The sequence below is a fragment of the Demequina lignilytica genome (assembly GCF_030418305.1).
Classification (GTDB): domain Bacteria; phylum Actinomycetota; class Actinomycetes; order Actinomycetales; family Demequinaceae; genus Demequina; species Demequina lignilytica.
Genome location: NZ_JAUHPX010000002.1, coordinates 245,440 through 270,673, shown reverse-complemented (window position 1 = coordinate 270,673; position 25,234 = coordinate 245,440). Strand labels below are relative to the sequence as shown.

At 73.1% G+C, this 25,234-nt stretch carries 27 protein-coding genes; 14 read left to right on the top strand and 13 right to left on the bottom strand.

All coding sequences use genetic code 11. The features are described 5' to 3' along the window. Nucleotides 1-4 precede the first annotated feature (4 nt). Both QQX10_RS04605 and QQX10_RS04600 read right to left on the bottom strand, forming a co-directional pair. Complete coding sequence (locus tag QQX10_RS04605; protein WP_301118508.1) at nt 5-481, bottom strand: CoA-binding protein; 477 nt, start codon at nt 479-481, stop codon at nt 5-7. A gap of 75 nt (nt 482-556) precedes the next feature. Next, nucleotides 557-865: a hypothetical protein gene (locus QQX10_RS04600; protein WP_301118507.1), complete on the bottom strand. Its 309-nt coding sequence runs from the start codon at nt 863-865 to the stop codon at nt 557-559. Between the two features lie 114 nt (nt 866-979). On the opposite strand from QQX10_RS04600, the gene QQX10_RS04595 reads away from it, so the two are divergent. The 4 genes from QQX10_RS04595 to QQX10_RS04580 all read left to right on the top strand — a co-directional run bounded on the left by QQX10_RS04595 (nt 980) and on the right by QQX10_RS04580 (nt 5,123). Next, on the top strand, nt 980-1,207 hold the full coding sequence (locus tag QQX10_RS04595; protein ID WP_301118506.1) for a hypothetical protein: 228 nt from the start codon (nt 980-982) through the stop codon (nt 1,205-1,207). Nucleotides 1,208-1,234: 27 nt separating this feature from the next. Then, a complete protein-coding gene (locus QQX10_RS04590; protein WP_301118505.1) occupies nt 1,235-3,031 on the top strand; it encodes a glycerol-3-phosphate dehydrogenase/oxidase in 1,797 nt (598 codons plus the stop codon). 73 nt (nt 3,032-3,104) lie between these two features. Beyond that, nucleotides 3,105-4,619, top strand: coding sequence for a glycerol kinase GlpK (gene glpK, locus QQX10_RS04585; RefSeq protein ID WP_301118504.1), 1,515 nt, complete (start codon nt 3,105-3,107; stop codon nt 4,617-4,619). Nucleotides 4,620-4,832: 213 nt separating this feature from the next. Beyond that, a complete protein-coding gene (locus QQX10_RS04580; RefSeq protein WP_301118503.1) occupies nt 4,833-5,123 on the top strand; it encodes a hypothetical protein in 291 nt (96 codons plus the stop codon). Here QQX10_RS04580 and QQX10_RS04575 read toward each other — a convergent pair. Then, a complete protein-coding gene (locus tag QQX10_RS04575; RefSeq protein ID WP_301118502.1) occupies nt 5,092-6,468 on the bottom strand; it encodes an MFS transporter in 1,377 nt (458 codons plus the stop codon). The genes QQX10_RS04580 and QQX10_RS04575 overlap by 32 nt on opposite strands. Before the next feature lie 162 nt (nt 6,469-6,630). On the opposite strand from QQX10_RS04575, the gene QQX10_RS04570 reads away from it, so the two are divergent. The 3 genes from QQX10_RS04570 to QQX10_RS04560 are packed head-to-tail and all read left to right on the top strand — an operon-like array spanning nt 6,631 to nt 8,440. Next, nucleotides 6,631-7,095 carry a hypothetical protein gene (locus tag QQX10_RS04570; RefSeq protein ID WP_301118501.1) on the top strand — a complete coding sequence of 155 codons (465 nt, stop codon included), beginning with the start codon at nt 6,631-6,633 and terminating at the stop codon, nt 7,093-7,095. A gap of 27 nt (nt 7,096-7,122) precedes the next feature. Then, nucleotides 7,123-7,635: an aminoacyl-tRNA deacylase gene (locus QQX10_RS04565; RefSeq protein WP_301118500.1), complete on the top strand. Its 513-nt coding sequence runs from the start codon at nt 7,123-7,125 to the stop codon at nt 7,633-7,635. Nucleotides 7,636-7,654: 19 nt separating this feature from the next. Continuing rightward, the gene (locus tag QQX10_RS04560) at nt 7,655-8,440 is read left to right on the top strand and encodes a DUF6226 family protein (RefSeq protein ID WP_301118499.1); all 786 of its coding nucleotides are present in this window, start codon (nt 7,655-7,657) and stop codon (nt 8,438-8,440) included. A gap of 179 nt (nt 8,441-8,619) precedes the next feature. On the opposite strand, the gene QQX10_RS04555 is transcribed toward QQX10_RS04560, so the two are convergent. Further along, nucleotides 8,620-9,213 carry a dienelactone hydrolase family protein gene (locus QQX10_RS04555; protein ID WP_301118498.1) on the bottom strand — a complete coding sequence of 198 codons (594 nt, stop codon included), beginning with the start codon at nt 9,211-9,213 and terminating at the stop codon, nt 8,620-8,622. A 125-nt stretch (nt 9,214-9,338) separates the two neighbouring features. On the opposite strand from QQX10_RS04555, the gene QQX10_RS04550 reads away from it, so the two are divergent. Then, complete coding sequence (locus tag QQX10_RS04550; protein ID WP_301118497.1) at nt 9,339-11,033, top strand: cation:proton antiporter; 1,695 nt, start codon at nt 9,339-9,341, stop codon at nt 11,031-11,033. Nucleotide 11,034: 1 nt separating this feature from the next. On the opposite strand, the gene QQX10_RS04545 is transcribed toward QQX10_RS04550, so the two are convergent. Genes QQX10_RS04545 through QQX10_RS04535 form a run of 3 tightly spaced genes read right to left on the bottom strand, consistent with a single transcriptional unit; the run spans nt 11,035 to nt 12,699 of the window. Further along, nucleotides 11,035-11,784 (bottom strand): anti-sigma factor, encoded by a 750-nt coding sequence (locus tag QQX10_RS04545; protein ID WP_301118496.1) that lies wholly within the window; start codon nt 11,782-11,784, stop codon nt 11,035-11,037. Further along, a complete protein-coding gene (locus tag QQX10_RS04540) occupies nt 11,781-12,404 on the bottom strand; it encodes a sigma-70 family RNA polymerase sigma factor (protein ID WP_301118495.1) in 624 nt (207 codons plus the stop codon). Before QQX10_RS04540 ends, QQX10_RS04545 begins: the two co-directional genes overlap by 4 nt. A 1-nt stretch (nt 12,405) precedes the next feature. Further along, a complete protein-coding gene (locus tag QQX10_RS04535) occupies nt 12,406-12,699 on the bottom strand; it encodes a hypothetical protein (protein WP_301118494.1) in 294 nt (97 codons plus the stop codon). Between the two features lie 131 nt (nt 12,700-12,830). Here QQX10_RS04535 and QQX10_RS04530 point away from each other — a divergent pair, with 131 nt between their 5' ends. Continuing rightward, the gene (locus QQX10_RS04530) at nt 12,831-13,517 is read left to right on the top strand and encodes a hypothetical protein (RefSeq protein WP_301118493.1); all 687 of its coding nucleotides are present in this window, start codon (nt 12,831-12,833) and stop codon (nt 13,515-13,517) included. Between the two features lie 36 nt (nt 13,518-13,553). On the opposite strand, the gene QQX10_RS04525 is transcribed toward QQX10_RS04530, so the two are convergent. Continuing rightward, nucleotides 13,554-15,260: a cytochrome c biogenesis protein DipZ gene (locus tag QQX10_RS04525; protein WP_301118492.1), complete on the bottom strand. Its 1,707-nt coding sequence runs from the start codon at nt 15,258-15,260 to the stop codon at nt 13,554-13,556. A 71-nt stretch (nt 15,261-15,331) separates the two neighbouring features. On the opposite strand from QQX10_RS04525, the gene QQX10_RS04520 reads away from it, so the two are divergent. The 5 genes from QQX10_RS04520 (at nt 15,332) to QQX10_RS04500 (ending at nt 19,459) form a co-directional block, all read left to right on the top strand. Continuing rightward, a complete protein-coding gene (locus tag QQX10_RS04520; RefSeq protein ID WP_301118491.1) occupies nt 15,332-16,159 on the top strand; it encodes a patatin-like phospholipase family protein in 828 nt (275 codons plus the stop codon). Next, a complete protein-coding gene (locus QQX10_RS04515; protein WP_301118490.1) occupies nt 16,159-17,235 on the top strand; it encodes a 1-acyl-sn-glycerol-3-phosphate acyltransferase in 1,077 nt (358 codons plus the stop codon). The genes QQX10_RS04520 and QQX10_RS04515 overlap by 1 nt, the downstream gene beginning before the upstream one ends. Before the next feature lie 9 nt (nt 17,236-17,244). Further along, nucleotides 17,245-17,718 (top strand): methyltransferase family protein, encoded by a 474-nt coding sequence (locus QQX10_RS04510; RefSeq protein WP_301118489.1) that lies wholly within the window; start codon nt 17,245-17,247, stop codon nt 17,716-17,718. Between the two features lie 278 nt (nt 17,719-17,996). Continuing rightward, nucleotides 17,997-18,614, top strand: a complete 618-nt coding sequence (locus tag QQX10_RS04505) for a DUF6318 family protein (protein ID WP_301118488.1) — start codon at nt 17,997-17,999, stop codon at nt 18,612-18,614. Between the two features lie 323 nt (nt 18,615-18,937). Next, nucleotides 18,938-19,459 carry a hypothetical protein gene (locus QQX10_RS04500; protein WP_301118487.1) on the top strand — a complete coding sequence of 174 codons (522 nt, stop codon included), beginning with the start codon at nt 18,938-18,940 and terminating at the stop codon, nt 19,457-19,459. A gap of 23 nt (nt 19,460-19,482) precedes the next feature. Here QQX10_RS04500 and QQX10_RS04495 read toward each other — a convergent pair whose 3' ends face one another. The 5 genes from QQX10_RS04495 to QQX10_RS04475 form a co-directional block, all read right to left on the bottom strand. Next, nucleotides 19,483-20,691 (bottom strand): PQQ-dependent sugar dehydrogenase, encoded by a 1,209-nt coding sequence (locus tag QQX10_RS04495; RefSeq protein WP_301118486.1) that lies wholly within the window; start codon nt 20,689-20,691, stop codon nt 19,483-19,485. A 112-nt stretch (nt 20,692-20,803) separates the two neighbouring features. Further along, complete coding sequence (locus tag QQX10_RS04490; RefSeq protein WP_301118485.1) at nt 20,804-22,441, bottom strand: DUF885 domain-containing protein; 1,638 nt, start codon at nt 22,439-22,441, stop codon at nt 20,804-20,806. A gap of 18 nt (nt 22,442-22,459) precedes the next feature. Continuing rightward, nucleotides 22,460-22,834, bottom strand: a complete 375-nt coding sequence (locus QQX10_RS04485) for a VOC family protein (RefSeq protein WP_301118484.1) — start codon at nt 22,832-22,834, stop codon at nt 22,460-22,462. Between the two features lie 16 nt (nt 22,835-22,850). Next, nucleotides 22,851-23,255: a VOC family protein gene (locus QQX10_RS04480; RefSeq protein ID WP_301118483.1), complete on the bottom strand. Its 405-nt coding sequence runs from the start codon at nt 23,253-23,255 to the stop codon at nt 22,851-22,853. A gap of 175 nt (nt 23,256-23,430) precedes the next feature. Then, nucleotides 23,431-25,047: an MFS transporter gene (locus QQX10_RS04475; protein ID WP_301118482.1), complete on the bottom strand. Its 1,617-nt coding sequence runs from the start codon at nt 25,045-25,047 to the stop codon at nt 23,431-23,433. Between the last annotated feature and the right edge of the window lie 187 nt (nt 25,048-25,234).

Below are 25,234 nucleotides of genomic sequence, written 5' to 3'. Positions count from 1 at the left end.
GGGGTTAGACCTCCTTGGGCACCTTGCGGGTCCAGGTGAGCATGCGGCACATCGTCTGGTGCGCGCCGTCCGCCGTGTCGCCGAACATGAGCGGGCACCCCCCGTCGATCACCGTCATCCCGTGCTCGCGCCCCCACGTCACGGCGTCCTTGTCCACGGATCCCGAGCCGAAGGCCCGGTGCATCCACACCTCGGAGATCCCGAGCTCGGCGGCCTCCTTGACCGTGCCCAGCGCATGCGCGGGACGGGTGCCGATCACGACGGCCTCGACCCCGCCCGGGACCGCGGACAGCGTCGGGTAGGCGGTGTCGCCCTCGACCGTGGGGGAGTTCGGGTTGATCGCGAAGGCCTCGTAGCCCTTCTCCTTGAGGCGCTGGTACACCGCGTTCGAGCCGTGTCCCTCGGGATGCGAGGAGACACCCGTGACGGCGATGCGGTGGTGGGCGAGGAAGTGGTCCGCGGCGTCCTTGATGCTGGTCATGGCGCGCTCCTTGGATTGTCGAGCGGGGACCCGTCTTCCATGGTCGCGCGACGGGCTGCCGGCGGCAACCGGTGGTCAGTCGCGCGGCTCTCGCACACGCAGCCGGTCGGCGGCCAGAGCCGTGTTGTGCTGGATGCGGAACAGCGTGTGGACGCCGATCATCACCGGGATGCACGCGATGGCCCCGATGACGAGGCCGCCCATGAACGCCGGCCAGCCGTAGCCGGGCTCGAGGGGCTCCCCGGTGGTCCTGTCGACGGTCTGATAGGGGAACAGGACGCCGAAAGCGACGGCGGTGGCGACGGTCGCCGCCGCACACCACACCCACATCCAGATCCGGTAGTCCGAGAAGTCGCGCGCGGAGTCCGCCGACGGGTTCGCCATGGGCTGACGGTAGCGCCGCCCGCACTCTCCCGCATTCCCCACAAATGGGGATACCGGCGATGACGGCGTCATGGAAGGCTGGCCGCAGTCCCGCCCGCCGCTCCAGGAGCCTTCATGTCCGTCGCCCTCCGCACCACGATCGCGGTGGCCGCGATCACCGTCGTCGCCGTCGTGTTCGGCGTCGTGCTCGACCTGTTCATCCGCATCGCGCCCTTCCACGGCCCCAGCGAGATCGCGACCCAGCTCGCGATCGCGGCCGTGGTGCCGCTGTGGGCCTACGCCGTACGGTCCGTGATCCTCGCCGCGGTGCGCGACCGTGACCGCGAGCCGTCGTTGCGCTAGGCGCGCGAGCCGGGTGACGATGGTCGCGTGAGCGCACGCCGAACGCGGGCAGCGACCGGGCCCCGCCCGGCCGTCGCGTCCCTGCGCGACCGTCCCTCCTGCGACGTCCTGATCATCGGCGGCGGCGTCAACGGCGTCGCGACCTTCCGCGACCTCGCCCTGCAGGGCGTCGACGTCACCCTGATCGACCGCGGCGACCTCGCCGCCGCGACCTCCGCGGCGAGCTCCCGGATGATCCACGGCGGACTCCGCTACCTGGAGAACGGCGAGTTCCGGCTGGTCCGCGAGGCCGTCGCCGAGCGCAACGACCTGCTCGCCACCGCCCCCCACCACGTCCGGCCCCTGCCGACGACGGTCCCGATCCGCACCACGTGGGCGGGCCTCGCCGGCGCCCCTCGCCGCTTCCTCACCGGCCACGGCCCCGCGCGCCGCGCCCCGCGCGGCGTCGCCCTCATCGAGCTGGGCCTGCGTCTGTACGACTCCTACTCCCACGCCGGGCGGGCGGCCGACGGCACGGGCGTCCCGCGGCATCGCCTCGCCGGCCGCGAGCAGACTCGCCGCGAGCTGCCCGACCTCCACCCCGCGACCCGCTGGACCGCCACCTACTACGACGCCTGCGTACGGGCGCCCGAACGGCTGGTCCTCGAGATGGCCCTCGACGCTCTCGCCGCGAACCCGCGCGCCCGGGTGGCGACCTACGCCGGCGCGGTCGGGATGGACGGCGGCGACGTGGCCGTCGAGGACCTCCTCACCGGCATGCGCGTGCCGGTCGCGGCGCGCGTCGTGGTGAACGCGACCGGTCCCTGGGTGGACCTCACCCAGGAGGCCCTCGGCGAGCACACCGCGTGGCTCGGCGGCACCAAGGGCTCGCACCTGGTGCTGGACAACCCCGCGCTGCTCGCGGCCTGCGCGGGCCGGGAGATCTTCTTCGAGAACGAGGACGGCCGGATCGTCCTGGTCTACCCGCAGCACGGCCGCGTGATCGTCGGCACCAGCGACCTGCCCGCCGACCCGCGAGAGCCCGCCCGCTGCACCGAGGAGGAGGTCGACTACTTCCTCGACCTGGTCGCCCACGTGTTCCCCGACATCCCCGTGGGAAGCGCGGACATCGTCTTCCGCTACGCCGGGATCCGGCCGCTTCCGCGCGCGGATGCGGCCACCCCGGGCGAGATCCCGCGCGACTACCGGCTCGAGGACGGGACGCTGCCCGGCACCGAGGTGCCGCTGGTGACGATCGTCGGCGGCAAGTGGACCACCATGCGGGCCCTGGGGGAGCGGGCGGCGGACCGGGTGCTCGGCCTGCTCGGCGAGACGCGACGCGTCTCCACGCGCGGGCTGCCGATCGGCGGCGGCGCCGGCTTCCCCGTGGACGATGCGCGGGACGGGTGGATCGACGAGCACCTGCCGGGCGTCCCGCTCGACCGCGCCCGCACCCTGCTCGACCGCTACGGCACGCGCGCCGTCGAGGTCGCGGCGGCCGAGTCGGTGCCCGGCGGAATGTGGGCACGCCTGTGGGGAGCCGACCCGGGCGCGCGGCTCGCGGACGCCCCCGACGTCACGCGCGGCGAGATCGCCTGGATCGCCCGTCACGAGCGGGTCGCACGGCTCACCGACGTGGTCCTGCGCCGCACCACCCTCGCGTTCGAGGGGCGCGTCACGGAGGCGCTCCTCGACGACCTCGCGGACGTGGTGGGCGAGGAGCTCGGCTGGACCCGGCGCCGCCGTCGCGCGGAGGTCGACGCCGTGCGCGCGATCCTGCGCGAGACGCACGGCGTGGAGGTCGCGCGCGGGCGCGCCGGGGCGGGACCGCGCCGCTCGCGGTGACGCCCGCGCGACGGCGCGCCGCGCATCGTCCCTCCCGCCCGGGTAGCGTGGTTCTACCAGGCAAGGAGGTCCCGTGACCCGCTACGTCATCGCGATCGACCAGGGCACCACGTCGACGCGTGCGATCGTGTTCGACCACGCCGGCGAGATCGTGTCCCGCGGCCAGCTCGAGCATCGGCAGATCCTGCCGCAGGCCGGATGGATCGAGCACGACCCCGAGGAGATCTGGCGCAACACCCGCCGCTGCATCGCGGAGGCGCTCGCGCAGGCGGACATCACGCGCCTCGATCTCGCGGCGGTCGGCATCACCAACCAGCGCGAGACCACCATGGTCTGGGACCGCGCCACCGGCGAGCCGGTCGCGAACGCGATCGTGTGGCAGGACACCCGCACCCAGCCCATGGTCGACGCGCTCGCCGCCGACGGCGGGGTCGACCGCTTCCGTGAGATCACCGGACTGCCGCTCGCGACCTACTTCTCGGCGACCAAGATCGCGTGGATCCTCGACAACGTGCCGGGCGTGCGGGAGCGGGCGGAGGCGGGCGAGCTCGCGTTCGGCACCCCGGACACCTGGGTGGTGTGGCGCCTGACGGGTGGGCCCGACGGCGGCCTCCACGTCACGGACGTGACCAACGCGTCCCGCACCATGCTGATGGACCTCGACACGCTCGACTGGTCGGAGGAGATGCTCGAGGTGTTCGGGATCCCGCGGGCGATGCTGCCGGAGATCCGCTCGAGCTCCGAGGTCTACGGCGTGGTCGGCGGCCAGTCGCTGCTGCGCGACGTGCCCATCGCGGGGATCCTGGGCGACCAGCACGCCGCGATGTTCGGGCAGGTCGCCTTCGAGCCTGGTGAGTCGAAGGGCACGTACGGCACCGGCACCTTCCTGCTGGTCCACACGGGCGAGACCCGCGTGCGCAGCGAGCACGGGCTCATCACCACGCTCGCCTACCGGATCGGCGACGCGCCGGCCCAGTACGCGCTCGAGGGGTCGATCGCCGTGACCGGTGCCCTGGTGCAGTGGCTGCGCGACAACCTCGGGTCCATCCGCTCCGCCGAGGAGATCGAGGAGCTGGCGGCGAGCGTGCCCGACAACGGCGGCGCGTACTTCGTGCCCGCGTTCTCCGGGCTGTTCGCCCCGTACTGGCGTCCCGACGCCCGGGGTGCCGTGGTCGGGCTCACGCAGTACGTCACCAAGGCCCACCTCGCACGCGCCGTGCTCGAGGCGACCGCGTTCCAGACCAAGGATGTGGTGGTCGCGGGCGAGGCCGACGCTGGGGTGCCCATGCGCGCCCTCAACGTCGATGGGGGCATGACCTCGAACGCGCTGCTCATGCAGCTCCTCGCCGACGTGCTCCAGGTCGACGTGGTCCGGCCCGTGGTCGCCGAGACCACCGCGCTCGGCGCGGCCTACGCGGCCGGCCTCGCGGTGGGGTACTGGGACTCGCTCGACGACCTGCGGGACAACTGGCGCGAGGGCCGCCGGTGGAGCCCGGCGATGGACCCGGCGGAGGCGGCGCGGCTGCACCGCAACTGGCTCAAGGCGGTCGCCCGCACGCTGGACTGGGTCGACGACGACGTGCGGTGAGACCCCGCCGGGCTTGACCCAACGTTTCCCTCGTTTGCGACGTCTTTGTTGACAGTTGGAATAGATGACCCCCTGCTCCGGTTGCACCAGCCAGCAAAAGGGAGTCCCATGAGAGGGGGGTAAATCATGACAGTTCCGCACATTTCGGCACCGACCTGGACCCTGCGCCACGGTCGTGTGCTCGCGCCTCAGAATGCCGGAGTTTCCCGTTCCTTGACCGGCGCCGTCGCGGAGCGGTTCCGCCGGATCGCGTGGATCGACGTCGCGATCCAGCTGGTGGTGGGCGGCGCGATGATCGCGCTGCTGTGGGCCTTCGCCGTGAGCGGGCTGTTCCAGCGCGGCGTGGTCTCCTTCAGCGAGTGGTACGCGTCGGACGTCACCCCGATCTTCGCGGTCGGCTCGACCGCGGTGCTGACCGGCACCGACTTCAGCGAGGGCGTGTTCGGCATCGACCCGACGGCCCCCGCCACGCTCAGCTCGTCCGTGATCGCCGCGGCGTCCTGACCGACGCCCGGGCGGACCGGTGGCGCTCGCGGCGCAGCCGCTCGAGCAGCCCCCAGGGGCGCACGGTGAGCACCACCAGGAATGCGGCGCCCGACAGCGCCACGCTCGCGGCGGGCAGCCAGCCCGGCCCGTAGGCCGCGAGGATCGCCCCGCCCGCGATCGGCCCCAGCATGTTGCCCACGTTGTACAGGGACTGGTAGCCCGCCATCAGCACGTCGGTGCGGCCGGGAGCGTGACGCATCGCCCAGTTGACGTGCGCGGGCACCGCCACCGCCCAGGCGAAGCCCTGGAGCACCAGCAGCGCGAGCGTCGCCGGCACGTTCGATCCGGCCACCGCGAGGCCGGCGAACATGCTCACCAGCAGTGCGAGTCCCACGACCGCGGACCGCACCGGCCAGCGGTCCAGGTATCGGCCCACGAACGCCGTGGTGATGGTGCCCACCACGCCGCCGAGGGCGAGGAGCGCGGGCACCGTCGCCTGCCCGAAGCCCGTCACGCGGACCAGGAACGGCGAGATGAAGGTCCACGTCACCGCCATCGAGCCCACCGCGAGCGCGATCGACACCAGCACGCGGACGTACATCGCGCGCGACGGCAGCTCGCCGCGCGCCGCCGTGCCCTCCTCGGCGCGGAAGCCGGGCATGAGGATCGCCAGCGCCGCGAGGAGGGCGACCGCGGCCGCCACCAGCACCCAGTACGGAGCGTGCCAGCCGACCTGCTGCGCCAGCCAGGTCGAGGCCGGCAGGCCGATCACGCCGGCGCCCGAACCTCCCAGCAGCAGCCGCGACACCATCCGCCCCCGCACCGCCTGGGGGAACATCCCGGCGGCGGCCGGCGTGACCACCGCCCAGAACAGCGCGTGCGCCAGCGCGGACACGCCGCGCCCGGCGACCAGCTGGCCGAACGAGTCCGCCGTCGCGGACACGGCGAGGCCGCCGGCGAAGACCGTGAGCGCCATCAGCAGCGCCGTCCGCGGACGCAGCCGCTTCACGGCGAACGCGAGCGGCACCGACCCGACCACGACCACCAGCGCCTGCACGGTGATGAGGAGTCCCACGGTGGACTCCGCGACCCCGAGCCCCTCGGCCATCGGCGTCATGAGCCCGAGCGGCAGCACCTCCGCCGTGACGAAGGCGAACGCGGACAGCGCGAGCACCAGGAGGGCCGCGAGCGCGCGCCCGCGCGGCACCGGGGGAGCGGTCCCCTCGCCGCGCGCCGGGACCTCCGCGGGCACCACGGCGACCTCGCCCGCGACGGGGTAGGAGACGGCTCCGGTGAACAGCTCCGGGGCCTCGTCGGGGTCGACGGAGGCGCGCGCGGGCTCACGCGGTTCGGTGGGGGTCACGGCGGTCCGATCACGAGGATGACTGGCGTTGCGCCCATGCTCCCACGCGCCGCCCGAGGGTGGGGACGCCGGAGGTCCCGGCCGCCGCATCGTCCCGTCCCCGGCAGGGACGATGCGCGGAGTACGTTGGGGGAGAGGAGCCGACCCCGAGGAGGAACGTCGATGTTCACCGGACTCACCCCCGAGCTGTGCGCCCAGGCCTGGGACCTGGTGCGGCCGGCGATCTTCCGCGCGGCGGACACCCGCGTGATCCGCGGCGCCGTGGGCGACCTCGTGGTGCTGGACCCCGCGCGTCGCGACGGCACGGTGCTGTGGACCGGCAGCATCGGCGACACGGAGACCAAGACCTACGGCTACGCGGTCGCGAAGGCGAAGGTGGCCGAGCGCACCGGCGTCGACACGTCGCGGCTCCGGACCGACCAGCCGCACCTGTACACGGCTGGCGACATCGTCTACCCGGGAGGGATCGTCCGGCACGGGCTCGTGGTCGCCTTCTCCGGGGTCGAGGGCGAGGCCGACGAGATGATCGCCGAGTGGTTCGTCTCGGCCGTGCGCGGCGTCGCCCGGCTCGCCTTCGCGGGTCCGCACGGGCCGGATGCCCGCGGCATCCGCCACATCGGGGAGTAACCGCGTCCCGCCGGGCGTTCACCGCGCATGACCGACGCTCCCGACACCCCCGCCACGCGCGCGCTCGCCGCGTCCGGCATCGACCACGACGTCACCGTCCACGGGCCCGTGCGCTCCCTCGAGGAGGCCGCCGCCGCCCGCGGGCTCGAGCCGTGGCAGATCCTCAAGACGCTCGTGGTGCGGCGCGGCGACGGCGACTTCCTCATGGTGCTGGTGCCCGGCGACCGGGAGATCAGCTGGCCCAAGCTGCGGGAGCTGCTCGGCGTGAGCCGCCTGTCCATGCCCGACAAGGACGTGGCGCGCGACGTCACCGGCTACGAGCGCGGCACCATCACGCCGTTCGGCGCGGAGCCCGACCCGGCGACGGGGCGGCCGTGGCCGGTCATCGCCGACGCGCTCGTGGTCGACCGGCCCGGACCCGTGTCCATCGGGGGCGGCGCCCACGGCGTCGCCGCCACCGTGGAGCCGGCGGCCCTGGTCGCCACGCTCGAGGCGACGGTCGCCGACGTCACCGAGCCGATCACCCCGCGAACCACGTGATGCGGCTACCCTGACCTCCGTGTACGTGCGTCCGGAGCTGCCCGCGACCGTCTTCGTCGACGCCGCCGGCGAGCCGATCCCGTACGGCGACCGATGGGGGATCGACGGCCCGCCCGAGCGCACCTACTCCCGCACCCGCCACCCCGAGCGGTTCGAGCCGCTCATCGCGGTGTCGCGCGCGCTGGTCGACCACCTCGAGGCGACCTACGACGTCGACGTCGAGGTGACCGAGGGCCTGCCCGACGACGCCCCCGACACGATCCGCGACTTCGAGCACGGCCAGGTGCGGGTGGTGCGCACCACGACCGTGGTGCCGCGCCATGGGCTCTGCGCGCCGCTGGTGATCGCCGAGACGAGCTTCCCGTCGGTCCTGGTCGCGATGGGCGCCGCGGGTCTGGAGCGCGCGCCGGCCTGCGGCTGCGACGCCTGCGACGAGTCCCTCGAGGCGTCCGCCGAAGAGCTCGAGAACCTGATCTTCGCGGTGGCGAAGGGCCGCTACCAGGAGCGGTACAGCTGGACCGAGGGCATCGAGATCGTCGTCGGCGCCGACCAGGGCGCCCGCTGGTCGCGCACCCCGCGCCAGGCGGCCGACAAGGAGCGCGTCGACGCCCTCAAGCAGAGCCAGCGCCTGCGCCACGGCGAGCGCTGGATGCCGTGGCCGGCGCGACGGGACGATGCGGCGGGCACGTGGGACGACGCGGTGGACGAGTCCCGGCGACGGTCGCGCCTGGCTGCGAGGTCCGGCCACGAGGCCGCCGTCGAGCAGGCGATCGAGCGGATCAGGCGGCGCCTGCGGGCGTCCTGATCGCGCCGATCGCGACGCGCCCGCGCCCCGGAGGGGGCTGACGGGGTCGGGTGCCCCTCCTCACGCCCGACCCCGGCCCCTCAGGATCTCCGCCCCACAGCGGGCGGAACCTCAGCCGCATGCGCGCGAGCGCACCCCGCCAGTATGCGCCGGGCCCGCGCCCGCCGCGACCGCAGCCGTCAGGCGGGGCGGCGCGAGAGCAGGTGCTCGTCGATGTCCGCGAGCCAGCCGGTCGCGCGCTCCTCGAAGCGGTCGGCGGCGTCGGCGTCGTACTCGGGCAGCGAGGGGTCCATGAACAGGTGACCCTTGCTCGGGTACCGGTACACCCGCGCGTGAGGCGCGTGGTAGAGCAACGCGTCGATCTCGTCGGGCTCGACGTACTCGTCGGGGTCGGCGACGTGGATCTGCAGCGCGACCTCGTGCCGCCACACCCCGCCGAGGGCCGACGGCGGGAGCGCCCCGCTCACCAGCATGCAGGCCCGCATGCGCCGACGGTCCTGGGCGAGCAGCTGCGCCGGCATCGCCCCGAGCGAGAACCCCATCAGCACGTCGGCGCCGCGGTGGCGCCGCGCGAGCAGGTGGGCGGCCTCCTCGAGCGCGTCATGACCGATCGACTGCGCGTACGCCACCCCCTCGTCCGCATCGGTGAACGTCGCGCCGGCATACAGGTCGGGGGTGTGGACCACGTGCCCGGCCGCCCTCAACCGCTCCGCGAAGGCGACCAGGCCGTCGGTGAGCCCCATCGCGTGGTGGAACATGAGGATCTCGGCCATAGCCTCAGTCTTACCCTGTCGAGGTCGCGGCGCGACCCGTACGGCGTGGTCCTGGCGAACTCCCAGGGTCCGGTGGTTGGCTGGGGGCCGGACGCGACGAGGGTCGCGCGGGCGGGGGTCGGGACATGGAGATGGCGCTGGCGATCGTGGTCGCGGCGGTCGCCGCGATCGTCGCGGTCAACGCGATCGCGCCCCGGGTGAGGGTCGCGGCACCCCTGCTGCTGGTGGTTCTCGGCGTCGGCGTGAGCCTGCTCCCCGGCGTCCCGCACCTCGAGGTGGAGCCCGAGATCATCCTGCTCGGCGTCATCCCGCCCCTGCTCTACTCGGCGGCCGTGTCGCTGCCCGCGATGGAGTTCCGTCGCGACTTCGCCTCGATCTCGGGGCTGTCGGTCGTGCTCGTGCTCCTCAGCTCCGTGCTGATGGGCCTGTTCTTCTGGGTGGTCCTGCCGGAGATCGGGCTGCCGCTCGCGATCGCGCTCGGCGCCGTGGTGAGCCCCACCGACGCGGTCGCCGTGCAGATCATCAAGAAGCTCGGGGTGTCGCCGCGGGTGGTCACCGTGCTCGAGGGCGAGTCGATGCTCAACGACGCCACCGCGCTGGTGCTGGTGCGCACCGCGGTGGCGGCCGCCGGCGCGGGGATGACCTTCGGCGAGGCGCTGTGGGACTTCTCCTCCGCGGTGGTGCTCGCCGTCGTGATCGGACTGGTCGCGGGCGAGGCGAACATCCGCCTCCGGCGCGCGGTGCCCGGAGCCGCCTCCAGCACGGCCCTGTCGTTCGTCGCCCCGTGGGCCGCGGCGGTCCCGGCGGAGGCCCTGGGCGCCTCGGGCCTGGTCGCCGCGGTGGTCGCGGGACTGGTCACCGGGGTGCGCGCACCGCGGTTCCTGCGTCCCGAGGACCGGATCTCCGAACGCGCGAACTGGAAGACCGCCGAGCTGATCCTCGAGGGCGCGGTGTTCCTGGTCCTCGGGCTCGAGCTGATCGGGCTGGTCGAGGACGTCATCGAGACGCACGGCTCGCTGTGGTTCGCCGCCGGGCTCGGCCTCGCCGCCCTCGCCCTCGCGCTCGCGATCCGCGCGGGCTACATCGCGCCCCTGGTGATGGTCGCCCGTCGCCGCGTCGAGCGCGCGCAGGCCCGGCACGACCAGGCGAAGGAGCGGGCCGAGGGCGCCGGGGACCGGCTCGACACGCGCGCGCTCGCGAAGGTCAACCGGCGCCTCGAGGTGCACTCCGCGGACGTCCGGTACCTGGAGAACCGGCCCCTGCGCTGGCGGGAGGGCACGGTCCTGGTGTGGGCCGGCATGCGGGGCGCCATCACCCTGGCCGCGGCCCAGACGCTGCCCGCGGACACGCCGCTGCGCTCGACGCTGGTGCTGATCGCGTTCGTGGTGGCCGCCGGCTCCCTGCTGGGCCAGGGCGTATCCCTGCCGTGGGTCGCAAAGGCCGTCGGGGTGGCGGGGGAGAGCGAGCACGACGAGCGCGAGCGCCAGGCGCTGCGCGACCTCCTGCTCGCGGAGGCCACCACCGTGCTCGACGCCCCGGACCTGGCGCGGCCGAAGGGCGGCGCCTACGACCCGGAGGTGATCGCCGCGGTGCGCCGCGCCGTGGTCCACGCCTCCGACGAGGAGTCCGAGGGCGAGGACCTGGGCGACCAGTTCCTCGAGCTCCGGCTCGCGGTCATCGCCGCGCAGCGCAGCCGCCTGCTCGCGACCCGCGCGGTCGGCACCTACGGCTCGCACGCCCTCGGGGCCGCGCTGCGCGTGCTCGACGCCGACCAGATCTCGACGCAGCTCCGGCGCGACGAGCCCGACGAGGGCGACTGACTCAGAGCTCGACCACCGCGACCATGTCGCCGGTGGGCTCGTCCGAGCCCCCCATGGGCTCCTCGGTGACGACGAAGCCCGTGACGCCGTCCATCGACTGGTCGTCCAGCATGGTCATGAAGCTGCCGTCCGACTCCGGCATGAACGTCGGTCCCGCGTGCTTGGAGCCGTCCTCCATCACCACCCAGAGCTGGTACTCCATGCCGTCGTGCGGCTTCGGGCAGTCCTCTCCCATCGCCACCACGGACGCCATGCGGTCGCTCACCACCAGGTGCGAGGTGCCCAGGTCCAGGTCCATCGAATGCGCGTCGGGCGCGCTCGCGACCATCATCACGTCCTGCTCCATGGCGAGCTCGGCGTTGCGCTCCGTCAGCACCACCCCGGCGAATGCGCCGACGCCGGCGAGCACCGCGACCGAGGCCGCCGCGAGCACGAACCGCGGCCAGCGGTGACCCGACCGCGCGTGCCTGGCCTCGCGCGCCGCGGCGAGGTCGTCGGCGGGGGCGACCTCCGCATCGTCCGGCGGAAGCTGGGCCGTGCGGGAGACCTCCTCGAGCACCCGCGCCCGCAGCGCGGCCGGCGGTGCGACCGCCTCGGCGTCCGCGAGGGCGGCGGCGACGTCGCGCAGCCCCGCGAGCTCGGCCGCGCAGTCCTCGCAGCCGGGCAGGTGGGCGTCGAACGCGGCGCGCTCGGCGTCGGTGACGGCGTCGACGGCGTACGCGCCGAGCAGGCCGTGCACGTTGTCGTTCATGTCGTCACCTCCCACATGTCTCTCAGCCTGATGATCGCGTCCCTGATGCGGGCCTTCGCCGTCCCGAGCGGGATGTCGAGCGCCTGCGCCAGCTGCGCGTTGGTGTAGCCCTTGTAGTACGTCAGCTCGAGCGCCTCGCGTTGCAGCGGGGTCAGCCCGGCGAGCCCGGCCCGGACCCGCGTCGCCTGCCACTGGCGGAACATCGTGTCGACCAGCGCGTCCTGGTCGTGGACGTCGATCTCGGGGCGCGCGTGGCGCTGCAGCCGGTCGGAGTGGGCCTGCTCGGCCCGGACCCGGTCGACGGCGCGCCGGTGGGCGATCGTGAGGATCCAGGTCCGCGGCGAACCGAGGTCCGGGCGGTAGCGCGCCGCCTGGCGCCACACTTCCACCATCACCTCCTGGGTGACGTCCTGGGCCATCTCCGGGTCGCGGACGATGCGCAGCGCCAGGCCGTGCACGGAGGCGGCGGTGGCGTCGTAGACGGCCTCGAAGGCGTCCGCGTCACCCCGCCCCGCGGCCACGAGGAGCCCCGCGAGGCGGTCGGGGGCGGGACGAGCCGCCGCGGCGCCCGCCGCGTCCTCGTCGCCCATCCCGACCCTCCGCATCGTCCGCTCGGGCACGTCAGCCCTCGTCCTCCATCATCGCGTCCTCGTCCTCCATCATCGCGTCCTCGGAGTGGGACTCCTCCATCATCGAGTCGTCCTCCTCCATCGAGTCGTCCTCCATGGAGTCGTCCTCCATCGCGTCCTCGTCGTCCATCATGGCGTCCTCGGACTCCATGGTGTCGGGCGACATGGTCTCCTCCATCATCGTGTCGTCCGAGGACTCGGCCGCGGGCTCGGTGTCGCCGCAGGCGGCGAGGGTCGAGCCGGCGAGCAGCACGAGCATCGGGACCGCCAGTGCACGGATCTTCATGGTTCCTCCCTGGGTGCCGGGCGGGGTTGGGGACGATGCCCGACGCAGGTGGTTCGGCGTCCCGCCGCCCGCGGATGGGTGCCATACTGCGGACATCGACATCCCTGGTGGGGGCGCGGAGGGGGCATCGCGTGGGCGGGACGTTCAACGACCAGATGATGGCGGACAACGAGCGCGGGCGTACGCGGGCCGAGTCCGGCGCCGCTCCGGCCGTCACGCTGACGGCGCCGGAGCCCGCGCCGCGGACCTCTCGGCGGTTCGGCGCCACGGTGGTGTCGATGATGGTGGTGTTCGCGGCGATGGTGCTGTTCGCTTCGGCGCTCGGAGGGACGTTCGAGCTGCAGGGGTCGGACGGCGCGACGGTGGCGATCTCCGGCGGCCCCGCCACCCAGGCGGACGCGGACGGCGTCCCGCTGGTGTCCTGGACCGTCGGCGGGTTCGCCTTCGACACCCCCGAGGGCTGGACGGTGGACGCCGCCGACGCGGACGGCGTGGTGCGCGTGCTGACCGCCGACGGCGGGCTCATCGAGATCCTCGAGGCCGGCCGCTGGAGCGGCGGCTCGGATCCGCTGGAGCACGCCTTCGACGCCGCGTACCGCCTGTACCTGGACCGGATCGGGTTCGTCGACGAGCTCACCGGGGCCACCTACGACTCCCCGTACGCGGACAGCGCGATCGCGGTGCGGGGCGAGACGGGGCGGGTCGCCACCATGATCGGCGCCGACGGGTCGATGTGGGCCGCGGTCGACCATCGGCCGCCGGGCGGCCTCGAGGCCGGGTCGTGGCAGGTCCTGCTGACCTCCGTGCGCCCCGCCTGAGGCGAGGCGCCCGACCCGACCCGCCCGGTCCGCGGATCACCCGAAGGTGAAGGCGTAGGCCTCCACGCCGGGCGAGACCTCCAGGTGGAGGACGTCGATCCCCGGCTCGCCCTCCCACAGGACCTGCAGGTCCGGCGCGCCGGACACGTCGATCACCTTGCGGTAGCCGGGATCGCCCTTGAGCGTCACCGTCACGGTGCCCTCGCCGCCGAGCACGAGGTTCGCGCTCCCGGCGTAGAACTGCATGTCGAGCGTCGCATCGTCCCCCGCCTCCGCGTACTCGGACGTGACCGTCCACGTCCCGCCGAGCGCCACCTGGCCGGGGCCCGGGGTGAAGGACGCGCCGAAGTCGTGCGGCTCGTCGCGCGGGAAGTCGCCGTTGGCGTTGGCGCCCAGGCCGCGCGCGTAGCCGACGTACGTCTCGGCGGTCCGGTCCGAGGTGTGCGCGTCGGGGTTGGCCTCGACCATCTGGGGTGTGGTCTCGAGCAGCTGCTGGATGAGCAGCTCGGTCTGCTCGTACGCGCCCTCCCCGTAGTGCACCTGGCGGACCGTGCCGGTGGAGTCGATCAGGTAGTGCGCGGGCCAGAAGCGCTGGTCCCACTCGCGCCACGTCTCGAAGTCGTTGTCGATCGCGACCGGGTACTCGATCCCGTAGCGGTCGGTCGCGTCGGCGACGTTGTCCACCACCTTCTCGAAGGCGAACTCGGGCGAGTGGACGCCGATGATCGTGAGGCCCGCGTCGCGGTACTTCTCGTCCCAGGCGGTCAGGTACGGGAAGGTGCGCTGGCAGTTGATGCAGCTGTAGGTCCAGAAGTCGATGAGCACCACCTCGCCCTCCTGCGCCAGCTCGTCGAGGTCGAGGGCCTCGCCGTCGGTGTTGAGCCAGTCCTGGATGCCCACCAGGTCGCGGGCGGGGCCGCAGTTCTGCAGCACCGACGGGTCGTCCTCGCACGCGTCGAAGCCGAGCGCGTCGCCGGTGACGGAGGTGTCGACGGCCTCACGTCCGGCGAGGGTGTCGAGCTCGGAGCGCACGGCGTCGTTGTCCTCGATGGTGGTCTGGATGCCGGCGAGCCAGCCGGGCACGATCCGCTGGAGCGGCTCGGCGACGTTGGTGGCGATCACCAGCGCGGTCGCGATCAGGACCGCTCCGGAGATCGAGCGGATCAGCTGGAGGCGCTCCCGGACCGCCTTGATGCGCCCGAAGATCGACTGGCCCGCGAGCCCGAAGACCAGCAGCGGGATCGCGATGCCCGCGCTGAACGCGAGCGTGAGCGCGACGAGGCCCCAGCTGACGCCGTTGGTGGCGGCGAGCACCGTGATCGACGCGAGGATCGGTCCGGCGCAGGGGACGAACACCAGCCCGAGCCCGAGGCCCATCACGAAGCCGTTGCCGTTGCGGTCGGCCTGCAGCGGGCGGATGCGCTCGAAGGGCCGCTGGATGAGCTCCCCGAGGCGGGGGATCATCAGGCCCAGGCCCACCACGGCGAGCACGACGATCCCGGTCCACCGCAGCAGGTCGTCCGGCAGGCCCAGGCTCGACAGCAGGATCCCGCCGAGCAGGGTGAAGACCGCGAAGCTGAGCACCAGGCCCGCGACCACGACGAGCGGGCGCCGGCGGCTCGCCGCCCCGTCCTGGATCGAGCTGGTGAGGATCGCGGGAAGGACGGGCAGGACGCAGGGGCTGATGGCGGTGATGACACCGGAGATCAGTCCGACGAGCACGAGCGTGAACATGCCTGCCATTCGGAGCGACGATGCGGGGGGATGGGGGCGCCGCCCTGTCGCCGACCGTATCAGGGCCCTACGCTGGCGCTATGACCGTCGCTTTCGTGCTGGGAGGCGGTGGTGTGAGGGGCGCCACCGAGGTGGGGATGCTCCGCGCCCTGCTCGACGCCGGCATCGTCCCCGACCTGGTGGTCGGCACGTCGATCGGCGCGATCAACGGGGCGGCCGTCGCGCAGGATCCGACGCCCGCGGTGGTCGAGCGGCTCGAGAAGGCGTGGGCGTCGCCCACCGCCGGGACCATCTACGGCACCTCCTGGTACCGGCAGGCGCGGAGGCTCGCGAAGCACCGGACCCACCTCAACGACCCGGCGCCGCTGCGCGCGCTCGTCGAGGGGGTGGTCGGCGCCGGCACGCGCTTCGAGGACCTCGCCGTGCCGCTCGCCGTGTGCGCCGCCTCCATCGAGAGGGCGGCCGAGCACTGGTTCGACTCGGGCCCGGTGGTCGACGCCGTCCTCGCCTCGTCGGCCGTCCCGGCGGCGCTCCCGCCCATGAGGATCGGCGACGAGCACTTCATCGACGGAGGGATCGTGAACTCCATCCCGCTGGGCGAGGCGGTCGCGCGTGGGGCGACCACGATCTTCGTGTTGCAGGTGGGGCGGATCGAGGAGCCCCTCACCGCGCCCGAGAAGCCGACGGACGTGGCGAAGGTCGCGTTCGAGGTGGCGCGGCGCCACCGGTTCCAGCGCGATCGCGCAGCCGTGCCCGCTCACGTGGACCTGCACGTGCTCCCGTACGGCGGGCCGCAGGAGGGCGATCAGCGGATCGGGGCGTTCCGGAGCCTCGAGCGGACCCACGCGCGCATCGAGGCCGCGCGCGAGGCGAGCAGCGCGTACCTGGTGCTGGCGGGGCTGGTCTGATGGCGTCGGCGTGGTGGCGGCTTCCGCCCGTGTGGGTGCGGCGGCTGCTGATCGCGCCGCTGCTTGTGATCGGGGCGTTCGTCTGGATGCCGGTCGCGGTGTGGCTGGGGGTCGTGGTCCTCGCGATCGTCGCCTGGGCGCTGCCGGGACGGCTGCGCCTCACCCGCGTGCTGTGGCTCGCGGGCTTCTACCTGCTGTGGGACGCGTTCGCGGTCGCGGTGCTCGGGGTCATGTGGGTGCAGTACGGGTTCGGGCGACGGATGCGGAGCGAGGCCTCGCAGCGCGATCACTACGCCCTCGCATCGTCCATGCTGAGGCTGCTCTTCGCCCAGGTGAGGTGGACGCTGCGGCTCGATGTCGACCTCGAGGACGCCGACCTCGACCAGATCGCGCCCGGTCGGCCGCTGATCGTGGTCTGCCGCCACGCGGGTCCGGGCGACTCGTTCGTGATGGTGGACGCGCTGCTCAACCGCTTCAAGCGCAACCCGGCGATCGTGCTCAAGGACACGCTGCAGTGGGACCCCGCGATCGACCTGCTCCTCAACCGCATCCCGACGCGCTTCATCACGCCGCGTCGCCACCGCAGGCCGGGCGATCCCGGGGGTGCCGAGACCATCGCCGCGCTCGCGGGCGACCTCGGGCCGGAGGGGGCGCTGCTGATCTTCCCCGAGGGGGCGAACGCGACGCCGAAGCGGCGTGCGCGCCGGATCGCGGCGCTGCGCGAGGCCGGGCGCGACGGACTCGCGGACCGCGCCGAGGCGATGCCCCATGTGATGCCGCCGCATCCCGGCGGGGTGCTCGCCGCGATGGAGGCGCGGCCCGATGCCGCCGTCGTCGTGGTCGCGCACACTGGGCTGGAGCGGCTGTCGACCGTCGCCGACGTGTGGCGGGAGCTGCCGGTGGACAAGCGCATCGTCCTCAAGGGGTGGACCACGGACCCGGCGGAGATCCCCGCCGGGCGCGAGGAGCGTGAGGCGTGGCTCTACTCGTGGTGGGAGACGGTCGACCGGTGGATCGCTGGACAGAAGCCCGAGGTCTCGGTGCGGGCGCAAGCGGCGGGCGAGCGGGCCGGTTAGCCTGTCGGGATGAACGCACGGTCCGGACGGTTGCTCTCGCTGGTGCTCGTGGCGTTGCAGGGTGTGATCTTCCTCGCCGTCGGGCTCACCGCGCTGCTCGACGGGCCCGGCTTCGGCGGGTCGTGGTGGGCCGGGTCGACCCTTGTGCTGCTGGGTGGGCTGGGGATGTTCTGGTCGGGCAAGGACCTGGGGCGTGCGCTGACCCCGATGCCGACGCCGAACGGCGCGGGCCTCGCAGCGGGCGGGATCTACAGCTTCGTGAGGCACCCGATGTACAGCGCGATCATCATCATCGCGATCGGGCTGGCCGTGGGGTCGGGGCATGCCTGGACCTGGGCGTTCACGGCGCTGCTGGCGGTGTTCTTCGAGGCGAAGACGCGGGTCGAGGAGGCGTTCCTGATGCGCGCCTACCCGGGGTACGACCAGTACGCGGCGCGGACCGGCAAGTTCCTGCCGGGTCTGGGGCGGCGTCGCCTGGCCTGAGCGAGCGCCTGTCTGTGCGGGTGCGCCGCTCCGTTCGAGTGCGCCGCTGGGTGCCTTGGTGCGACTCGCTCCCGTATTCATGCGGGAACGAACGCCCGGCCGGCACCGGTGCGCCCCGCCCGCCCGGCCGTGTGCTCCCGCATGAAATCGGGAGCGTTCGCGCATCGCCATCCCGCCGGGCTGCGCCGGGCGGTTCGTCCGGCTGCTCGCCGATGTGGTTCTCCACACCCGAGAAGTGGGGGTGTCGCGTGGGCGTTTCGCCCGATACGTTGTGATTCATGCGGTTCGTCTCGGGGGGAGCGGGCGCAGGCGCGATCGTGATCGGGCTGGCGCTCACGCTGGCGGGGTGCGTCGGGGACCCGGCGCCGATCGTGACGCGCACGCCGTCGGGAGGGCCTGTCGTGGTCGAGTCTCCCGACGCCACGCCGTCGCCCACGCCGACCGCGCTCAGCAACGACGAGCTCTTCGCGATGATGCCCGAGGGCGCCGACCGCGACGACCTCTACGGCGCGATGGTCACGGCGCAGTTCTTCCTGGAGCAGTACTCGGTGATGTTCCAGACGGGTGACACGCGCGTGTGGGAGGCGTTGTCGGATCCGGGGTGCGGTTACTGCGCCGACGCTCTTGCCAACGCCGAGCGGGTCCGCGACGAGGGCTGGGTCGCCGAGGGTGGTGACATCACGGTTGATGAGTCGCAGACGCGTGCGGCGCTCGACGAAGCTGACACTGCATCAGTCTTGGTGACGGCGAGCGTGTCCGAATATGTCGTTTGGGATGAAGCGGAGGCGATTGATCTACAGGGTGCGGTTTCGGGCTACGAGTTCGGGCTCGTCATGCAGCGGGGTGCTGGAGGCTGGATCGTTGCAGCGGTGGTCGGAGAGGAACTCGCGCTGTGACTTGGCTCAAGATGGGCTGTGTAGTGGCTTCGGTCTTGGCAGCCCTCGTATTCGGGGCGACCTCGTCGATGGCGGCCGACACGCCGGACGGCACCCATGACCTCCCGGATGTCGTGGATGGCGGCTACACACTCGAACGGGTGCGTGATGCTGCAACTGGTAGCGGCCAAACGAGCGCGAACTCGCAAGCGGCCGAACGCGAGTTCCTGCGGTCCGCGCCGTGCGTCGGCGGCGGGCTCGTCGGCGCCGGTGACACCTGCGCGACCGGCCTGTCTCCTGACGTCGCCTGTCCCGACGGTATGACGCCCTCGTTCCCTCTATGGATGCGCGAGCAGCTCGCCGACGGCACCTGGAGCGACTGGACCCTCGTCTCCTGGTACACCTGCCCGAGCGAGGGCGACCTTCTCGCGCTCATCGAGCGCGAGTGGACGCAGCTGCGGCCCGAGCCGTCCGAGGTCGCCGTCCAGCCCGACGGCGGCTGGGTGTACGCCGCCGTCCCGACGATCGCCTACGCGGAGGACGCGCCGCGTCTCCACGGCGCCGTCCTGCTCGGCGCCGACGTCACCATCCGTGCCACCCCGACCCGGTACACCTGGCGCTGGGGAGACGGCGAGACCCTCACGACGGAGGACCCGGGCCGACCGTACCCGGACGCGACCGTCAGTCACGCCTACGGACCGACCATCACCGTCGCGACCATCGCGCTCGACACCACCTGGTCCGGTCACTACCGGATCGGCGACGGCACGTGGGAGCCCTTCGACACCACGATCACCAGCACGAGCGCCGGGCCGACCCTCGACGTCCTGCACCCCCGCATCCACCTGGTGGGCGCCGCGAGCTGACGCGTCGCTCGGTGGCGCTGGGCTCAGGCCTCGGGCTCGGCGAGCGTGAGGCGCACCAGCAGATCGTCGCCCTCGGCGGCGTCGCCGCGGCCGTCGGTGTTGCTCGTGAGCGCGTAGAGCGTGCCGTTCGGCGCGACCGCGACGTCGCGCATCCGCCCCAGATCGCTCAGCAGCGTGTGGGGCGTGCCGATCCCGTCCTCGGTGAGCGGGATGCGCCAGATCTGCTCGCCGCGCAGCGCCGCGACGTAGATGCCCTCGTACGTGACAGCGACGCCCGACGGCGACGCCTCCGAGGTGGTCCACGTCACCACGGGGTACGTCACGCCGTCCACGGTGTCACCGGGGGACGTGCCCTCCGGGGCCCCCGACATCCCCTCGTGCTCGGGCCAGCCGTAGTTGCCGCCCGCGACGATCAGGTTGAGCTCGTCCTCCGCATTGGCGCCGAGCTCGGACGCGTACATCCGGCCGTCGGCGACCCACCCGAAGCCCTCCACGTTCCGGTGGCCGTACGACCACACCCGCGTCCCGAACGGGTTGTCGGGGGCCGCGGTGCCGTCGGCCTCGGATCCGTCCGCGACCACGCGCAGGATCTTGCCGTAGAGGTTGTCGCTCGCGGCGGCGAGCTCGGGCTCGCCGGCGTCGCCCGTGGACACGTAGAGGAAGCCGTCGGGACCGAACTTGATGCGCCCGCCGTCGTGGTTCGCCGCTGCGGGGATCCCCTCGAGGACCACCGTGGGCAGCCCCAGCAGGTCGTCGTGAAGGTCGAGGCGGACGATCGCGTTGTCGTCCTCCCGCGTGATGTACGCGTAGACATGCTCGGGGTGCTCCGCCGAGATCGCCAGGCCGAGCAGGCCACCCTCGCCCTCCGCGTTCACCATCCCGCGCAGCGCCTCGACGCCGGGGCCGTTGAGCGCGGTCCGCACTCCCGCGCGCACCCGGGAGATGGTCGCGGAGTCCCGCTCGCTCACCAGCAGCGAGCCGTCCGCGGTGACCTCGATGTCCCACGGCGCGGTGAGCTGGTTCGTGACGGTCACCTGCTCCGCCACCTCGAGCACCGCCGGGCCGCCGATCATCGTCGGCGCGGGCGTGGTGCTCTCAGCCGCCGCGGGCTTGGTCCCGGTGACGATCCTCTCGGCGCTCGCGGAAGCATCGCTGGAGCTGCCGGCGGAGCATGCGGCGAGCGTCAGGGGCAGGGCGCACGAGAGCGCGACGATGCGGAGGGGAGTGAACATGACCCATCAAGGGTAGGCGTCCCGAACGGCCTTGTAAAAATTGACACTTCGCGAAGAATATGCGCCGAGAACGGCGCGCCCGACTACCGGCGACGATGCGGGCGGGGGTATGTCAGCCCAGCACGATGCGGCGGAGCGTGGGCAGCGGCACGGCGCCGTACCCGAGCACCGCATCGTGGAAGTCCCTGATGTCGTAGCCCTCGCGCTGCTGCGCCTCCGCGCGGATCGCCAGGATCTCGAGCCGGCCGATCATGTAGGCGAGCGCCTGCCCGGGCAGACCGATGTACCGGTCGATCTCCTGCTCGATGTGGGCGCGGTCCATCGGCGAGTGGTCGAGGACGTACTGGATCGCCTGCTCGCGGCTCCAGCCCAGGGCGTGGATGCCCGTGTCCACCACGAGCCGGCACGCCCGCAGCGAGTCGGCGGACAGCATCCCGATCCTCGACAGCTCGGATGAGTACAGGCCCATCTCGTCCGACAGACGCTCCGTGTAGAGGCCCCACCCCTCCGCGTACGCCGTGTTGAACATCTCGCGCTGGACCTTGTGCAGCGCCTCGTTCTCGACATGCAGCGCCAGCTGGAGGTGATGCCCGGGGACCGCCTCGTGATACGTGATGGCCTCGAGCTCGTAGGTCGCCCAGTCGTGGGGGTTGGAGGTCTTGAAGTAGAACTGGCCCTCCTTGCCGGTGCGGGGGTCCGGCGGCGAGTAGTAGGCCATCGCGCCGAACCGCGTCGAGTGCGCGGTGCAGCCGGCCGTCGGCAGGTGCGCGAACCAGTCGGGCGCGGCGGCGTTGGCCTTCGCGAGCGCCCGCTCGGCGTCCGCGACGAGCGTGTCGGCGTCCGTGTACCGCAGGGAGTCGTCGTCCCGGAGCCGCGCGTAGATCTCCTCGATGCTGTCCGTGCCGAGCAGCGGTCCCGCGATCGCGCGGTACTCGTCCTCGAGGCGCTCGACCTGCGCGAGACCGATCCGGTGGACCTCCTCGGGGGTGATGTCGATCAGCAGATGGGAGTACATCTTGTCGCGGTAGACCGCGGGTCCGCCCTCGAGGTGGACCAGGCCCGGGGTCTCGTCGGGCAGCCCCCGCTCCGCGAGGGTCCGCAGCCGCTCGGCGAAACGCGCGCACGCGGGGTGCAGCTGCTCCTCGACGATCCCGTCGCGCACCCCCGCCCAGGCGGCCCGCGCATCGTCCCCGAGCGAGGTCGGCGCGGCCTGCGCCCGCAGCCCGTCCTCGCCCTCGCGCGCCTCGGCGAGGTACGACTCGACCGCCGACGCCGTCGTCTCCAGGTGCCGTCGAAGCGCGACCCGGCCGACGCCCGCGGCGTCCTCGGCGACGTCCATGAGCGAGTCGAGGAACGCCGGCATGCCGCTGAGCTTCGCGAGATAGGCCTCGCCGTGCTCCGCGGTCGAGAGCGGGAACGACCCGATGAAGCCCAGGATCATCTCCCAGGCCCCCATGGTCGGGTTGAGGTGCAGCAGCTCGGGCTCCCACGCGAGGTGGAGCGCGGTCGCGCGCGCCGAGGACGCGACCACGTCCCTGAGCGCGAGCGCCTGCAGGTCGTCGCCCACGTCGATGGCCTCGGCGGCGCGCGCGAACTCCATGAGCCGTGCGTGCTGGAGCGCGCGGCCCTCGACCGTCACGTCGTTCCACTCCGCGAGGTGCTCCAGCCTCCCGTCCCACATGAGGTCGAGGGGGCTGAGGCCCATCGCGTAGTCGTAGTACTCGTCGGCGAGCTGCGTCAGTGCGTCCATCCCCCCGACGCTAGCCGGTCAGGCCACGCCAGGCATCTCGCCGATCGCGACCCAGTTGCCCGCCGGGTCCGTGAACCAGGCCGTGGGCGGCATGTCCTCGTCCTGGGCGACCCCCTCGTCGTCGGTGCCGGGCAGGGGTGCCATCTGGACGCCCTTCGACGCAAGGTCGCGGACGGTCGCCCTCACGTCGGCGACCGCGAGGATCAGCGTGGTGTAGTTCGACGCCGCGTGGTCCTCCTTCTCGTAGATGAACACGTGGCTGCCGCCCGCGAGGTTGAGCACGAGCGTCCCGGTCGCGAGCTCCGAGACGTCGATGCCGAGCGTGCCGGCGTAGAACTCCTTCGCATCCGCGACCGAGTCCGTGGAGAAGCAGGCGACTGCTGTGGCGTCCATGATCGGCTCCCGGCGCTCAGGGGTGCATGGCCTGGACCCGCTGCATCATGCAGATCCAGTTGCCGGCGGGGTCCTTGAACCAGCACGTCGCGGGCATCCGGCCCTCGATGTCGCGGGCGATGCCGTCGTCGTCGGTCCACTCGAGGTGCTCCGGCTCGACGCCGTTGCCGCGCAGCGAGGCGACCTCGCCCTCGAAGTCGTCGACCTCGAAGTTGAGGACGGTGTGGCTGGCGGGCATGTGGTCGTCCTTGGCGTAGACGAACTCGCGGCCGCCGCCGGGCAGCGTGAGCCACAGCATCTCGCCCATGCCGGCGTCGGACCAGCGCATCACGTCGAGTCCGAGGGTGTCGCGGTAGAACATCTCTGCCGCATCGATGTCGTTCGTGGAGAAGCTCCCGAACGCGGTGCTGTCCTTGAGCATGATCCTGCTCCTCAGTCAGGCGTCCCGGCCTGGTGCCGGGGGGCAGCGGGGCGCACGCGCGCTCGTCCGCTGCGAGGTGTGACGTCGGCGGCGTCGCCGACGGTGGGCGGGCGAACCGCCGCTCCGGGGACACCTCCAGTGTGCGCCCGACTCCGCCGAGCCGCACGGCGGGCGCTCAGCCGAGGTGCGCGTCCAGGTCGGCGACGTGCCCGCGCAGCGCACGACCCGCCCGGTCGGACACGGCCGAGGCGGCGCGCACGGTGCCGCGCTCGGTCGCGCGGGCGGCCGCCTGGCCGGCGGCGAAGGCCGCCGCGACCGGACGATGCGCGCGCACCGCGGTCCGTCGCTGCCACTCCAGCCGGCGATCGCGCACCGCCTGCCGCGCCGCGAGCGCGCGCCGCAGCTGGCCGGGGACGCTGAGGCGGCGGAGCATCGTCCTGTCGGCGGTCGCGGTGATGGCGGCGGCGCCGAGCGTCAGCACGAGCGACGCGAGCGGCAGCAGCCAGAGGCCCCAGCGCGCCGCGAGGACCGAGCCCACCACCGGCCCGAGCGCCGCGCCGGAGTTCATCGTGACCGTGTAGATCGAGGCCCCCATGTCGGTCGGCCACGGCGTGTGCCGCATCGCCCAGTTGAGCAGCGCCGAGAGCAGCACCGCCCAGCCGGCGGCCTGCAGGACCTGCGCCATCAGGCCCGACCACCCCTGGCCCAGCGCGAGCATCGTCCAGGCGCCCGACAGCAGGGCGAGCCCGACCGCGACGGTGGGTACGGCGTGGCGCGCGAGGAACGGGCCCACCGCCAGCGTCGCGCCCACGGCCACGGTCCCGCCGAGCGCGAGCATGACCGGCACCGTGGCGCTCGGGATCCCGGACACCTCGGTCACGAAGGGCACCACGTACGTCCAGGTGGTGGTCATCGCCACGGAGGCGGTGAGGGTGACCGCGAGCACGCGGAGGAAGTCGGGTCGGGACGGCAGGTCGCCTCGCACCGGGGCGGGGCGGTCGGCCGGGTCCTCGTCGTCGTCGCGCGGCGCAGGGCCCGGCAGCAGGAGCGCGAACGCGACCGCCAGGACTGCTCCGAGCACGGCGAGGCCCCAGTAGGGCGCCTGCCAGCCCAGCCGGTCCCCGGCGACGGTGAGCACGGGCGTGCCGACCACGCCCGCGGCGGCCGCGCCCAGCATGATGCGCGTCACGGATCTGCCGCGCAGGTGCGGCGCGAACAGGCTTGCGGCGGTCGGGGCGACGATCGCCCAGAACAGCGCGTGGGCGGCCGCGGAGATGACGCGCCCGGTGGCCAGCTGCGCGAACGATCCGGCGGTCGCCGCGACCACCACGCCCGTCGTCCATACGGCGAGGGTCGTGCCCAGCGTGAGGCGGCGGCTGAGGCGCCCCGTCACCGCGGTCAGCGGGATCGCGGCGAGCACGACCGTCAGCGCGAACGCCGTCGCGAGGAGCCCGACCTGCGCGACGGGCACGCCCAGGCCCGCCGCGATCGCGGGGGACAGGGCCACGACGGACGCCTCGTTGGCGCCGGTGACGAACGCCCCGGCGGCCAGCGCGGTGAGCGCGAGGGCGGCGCGGCGCGGCGTCAGGGTGAGGGAGGCGGTGGTGCGGGTCGCGGACGGCGCCTCGTCCAGCACCACGGCCTCGCCGCCGCCGACCACCGGGATCGCCAGCGTGGTGGGCTCGGGCTCGTGGTGGAGGTCGTGCGGCAGCGCGGAGCGCTCGGGGGGTGCGGGGGAGCGGTCGAGGATCTCGCCCAGCTGGGGGAGCTCGAGGGTGCGGGTGTCGGTCACGTGTGGATCCCATGCAGGTCGCGGAACAGGTTCGGACGCCGCTCAGGTCGCGCGGCGTAGGAGGGCTTCGCCGCCCGACGGGGGATTCCCGTGCACCTGTCTCAACGGGCCACCGGTCGCAAGGATTCCCGCCGCGGCCGTGCGCGCGCCCCAACCGGGCGCGGCCGCCACGGTGTTGAGGCTGCAG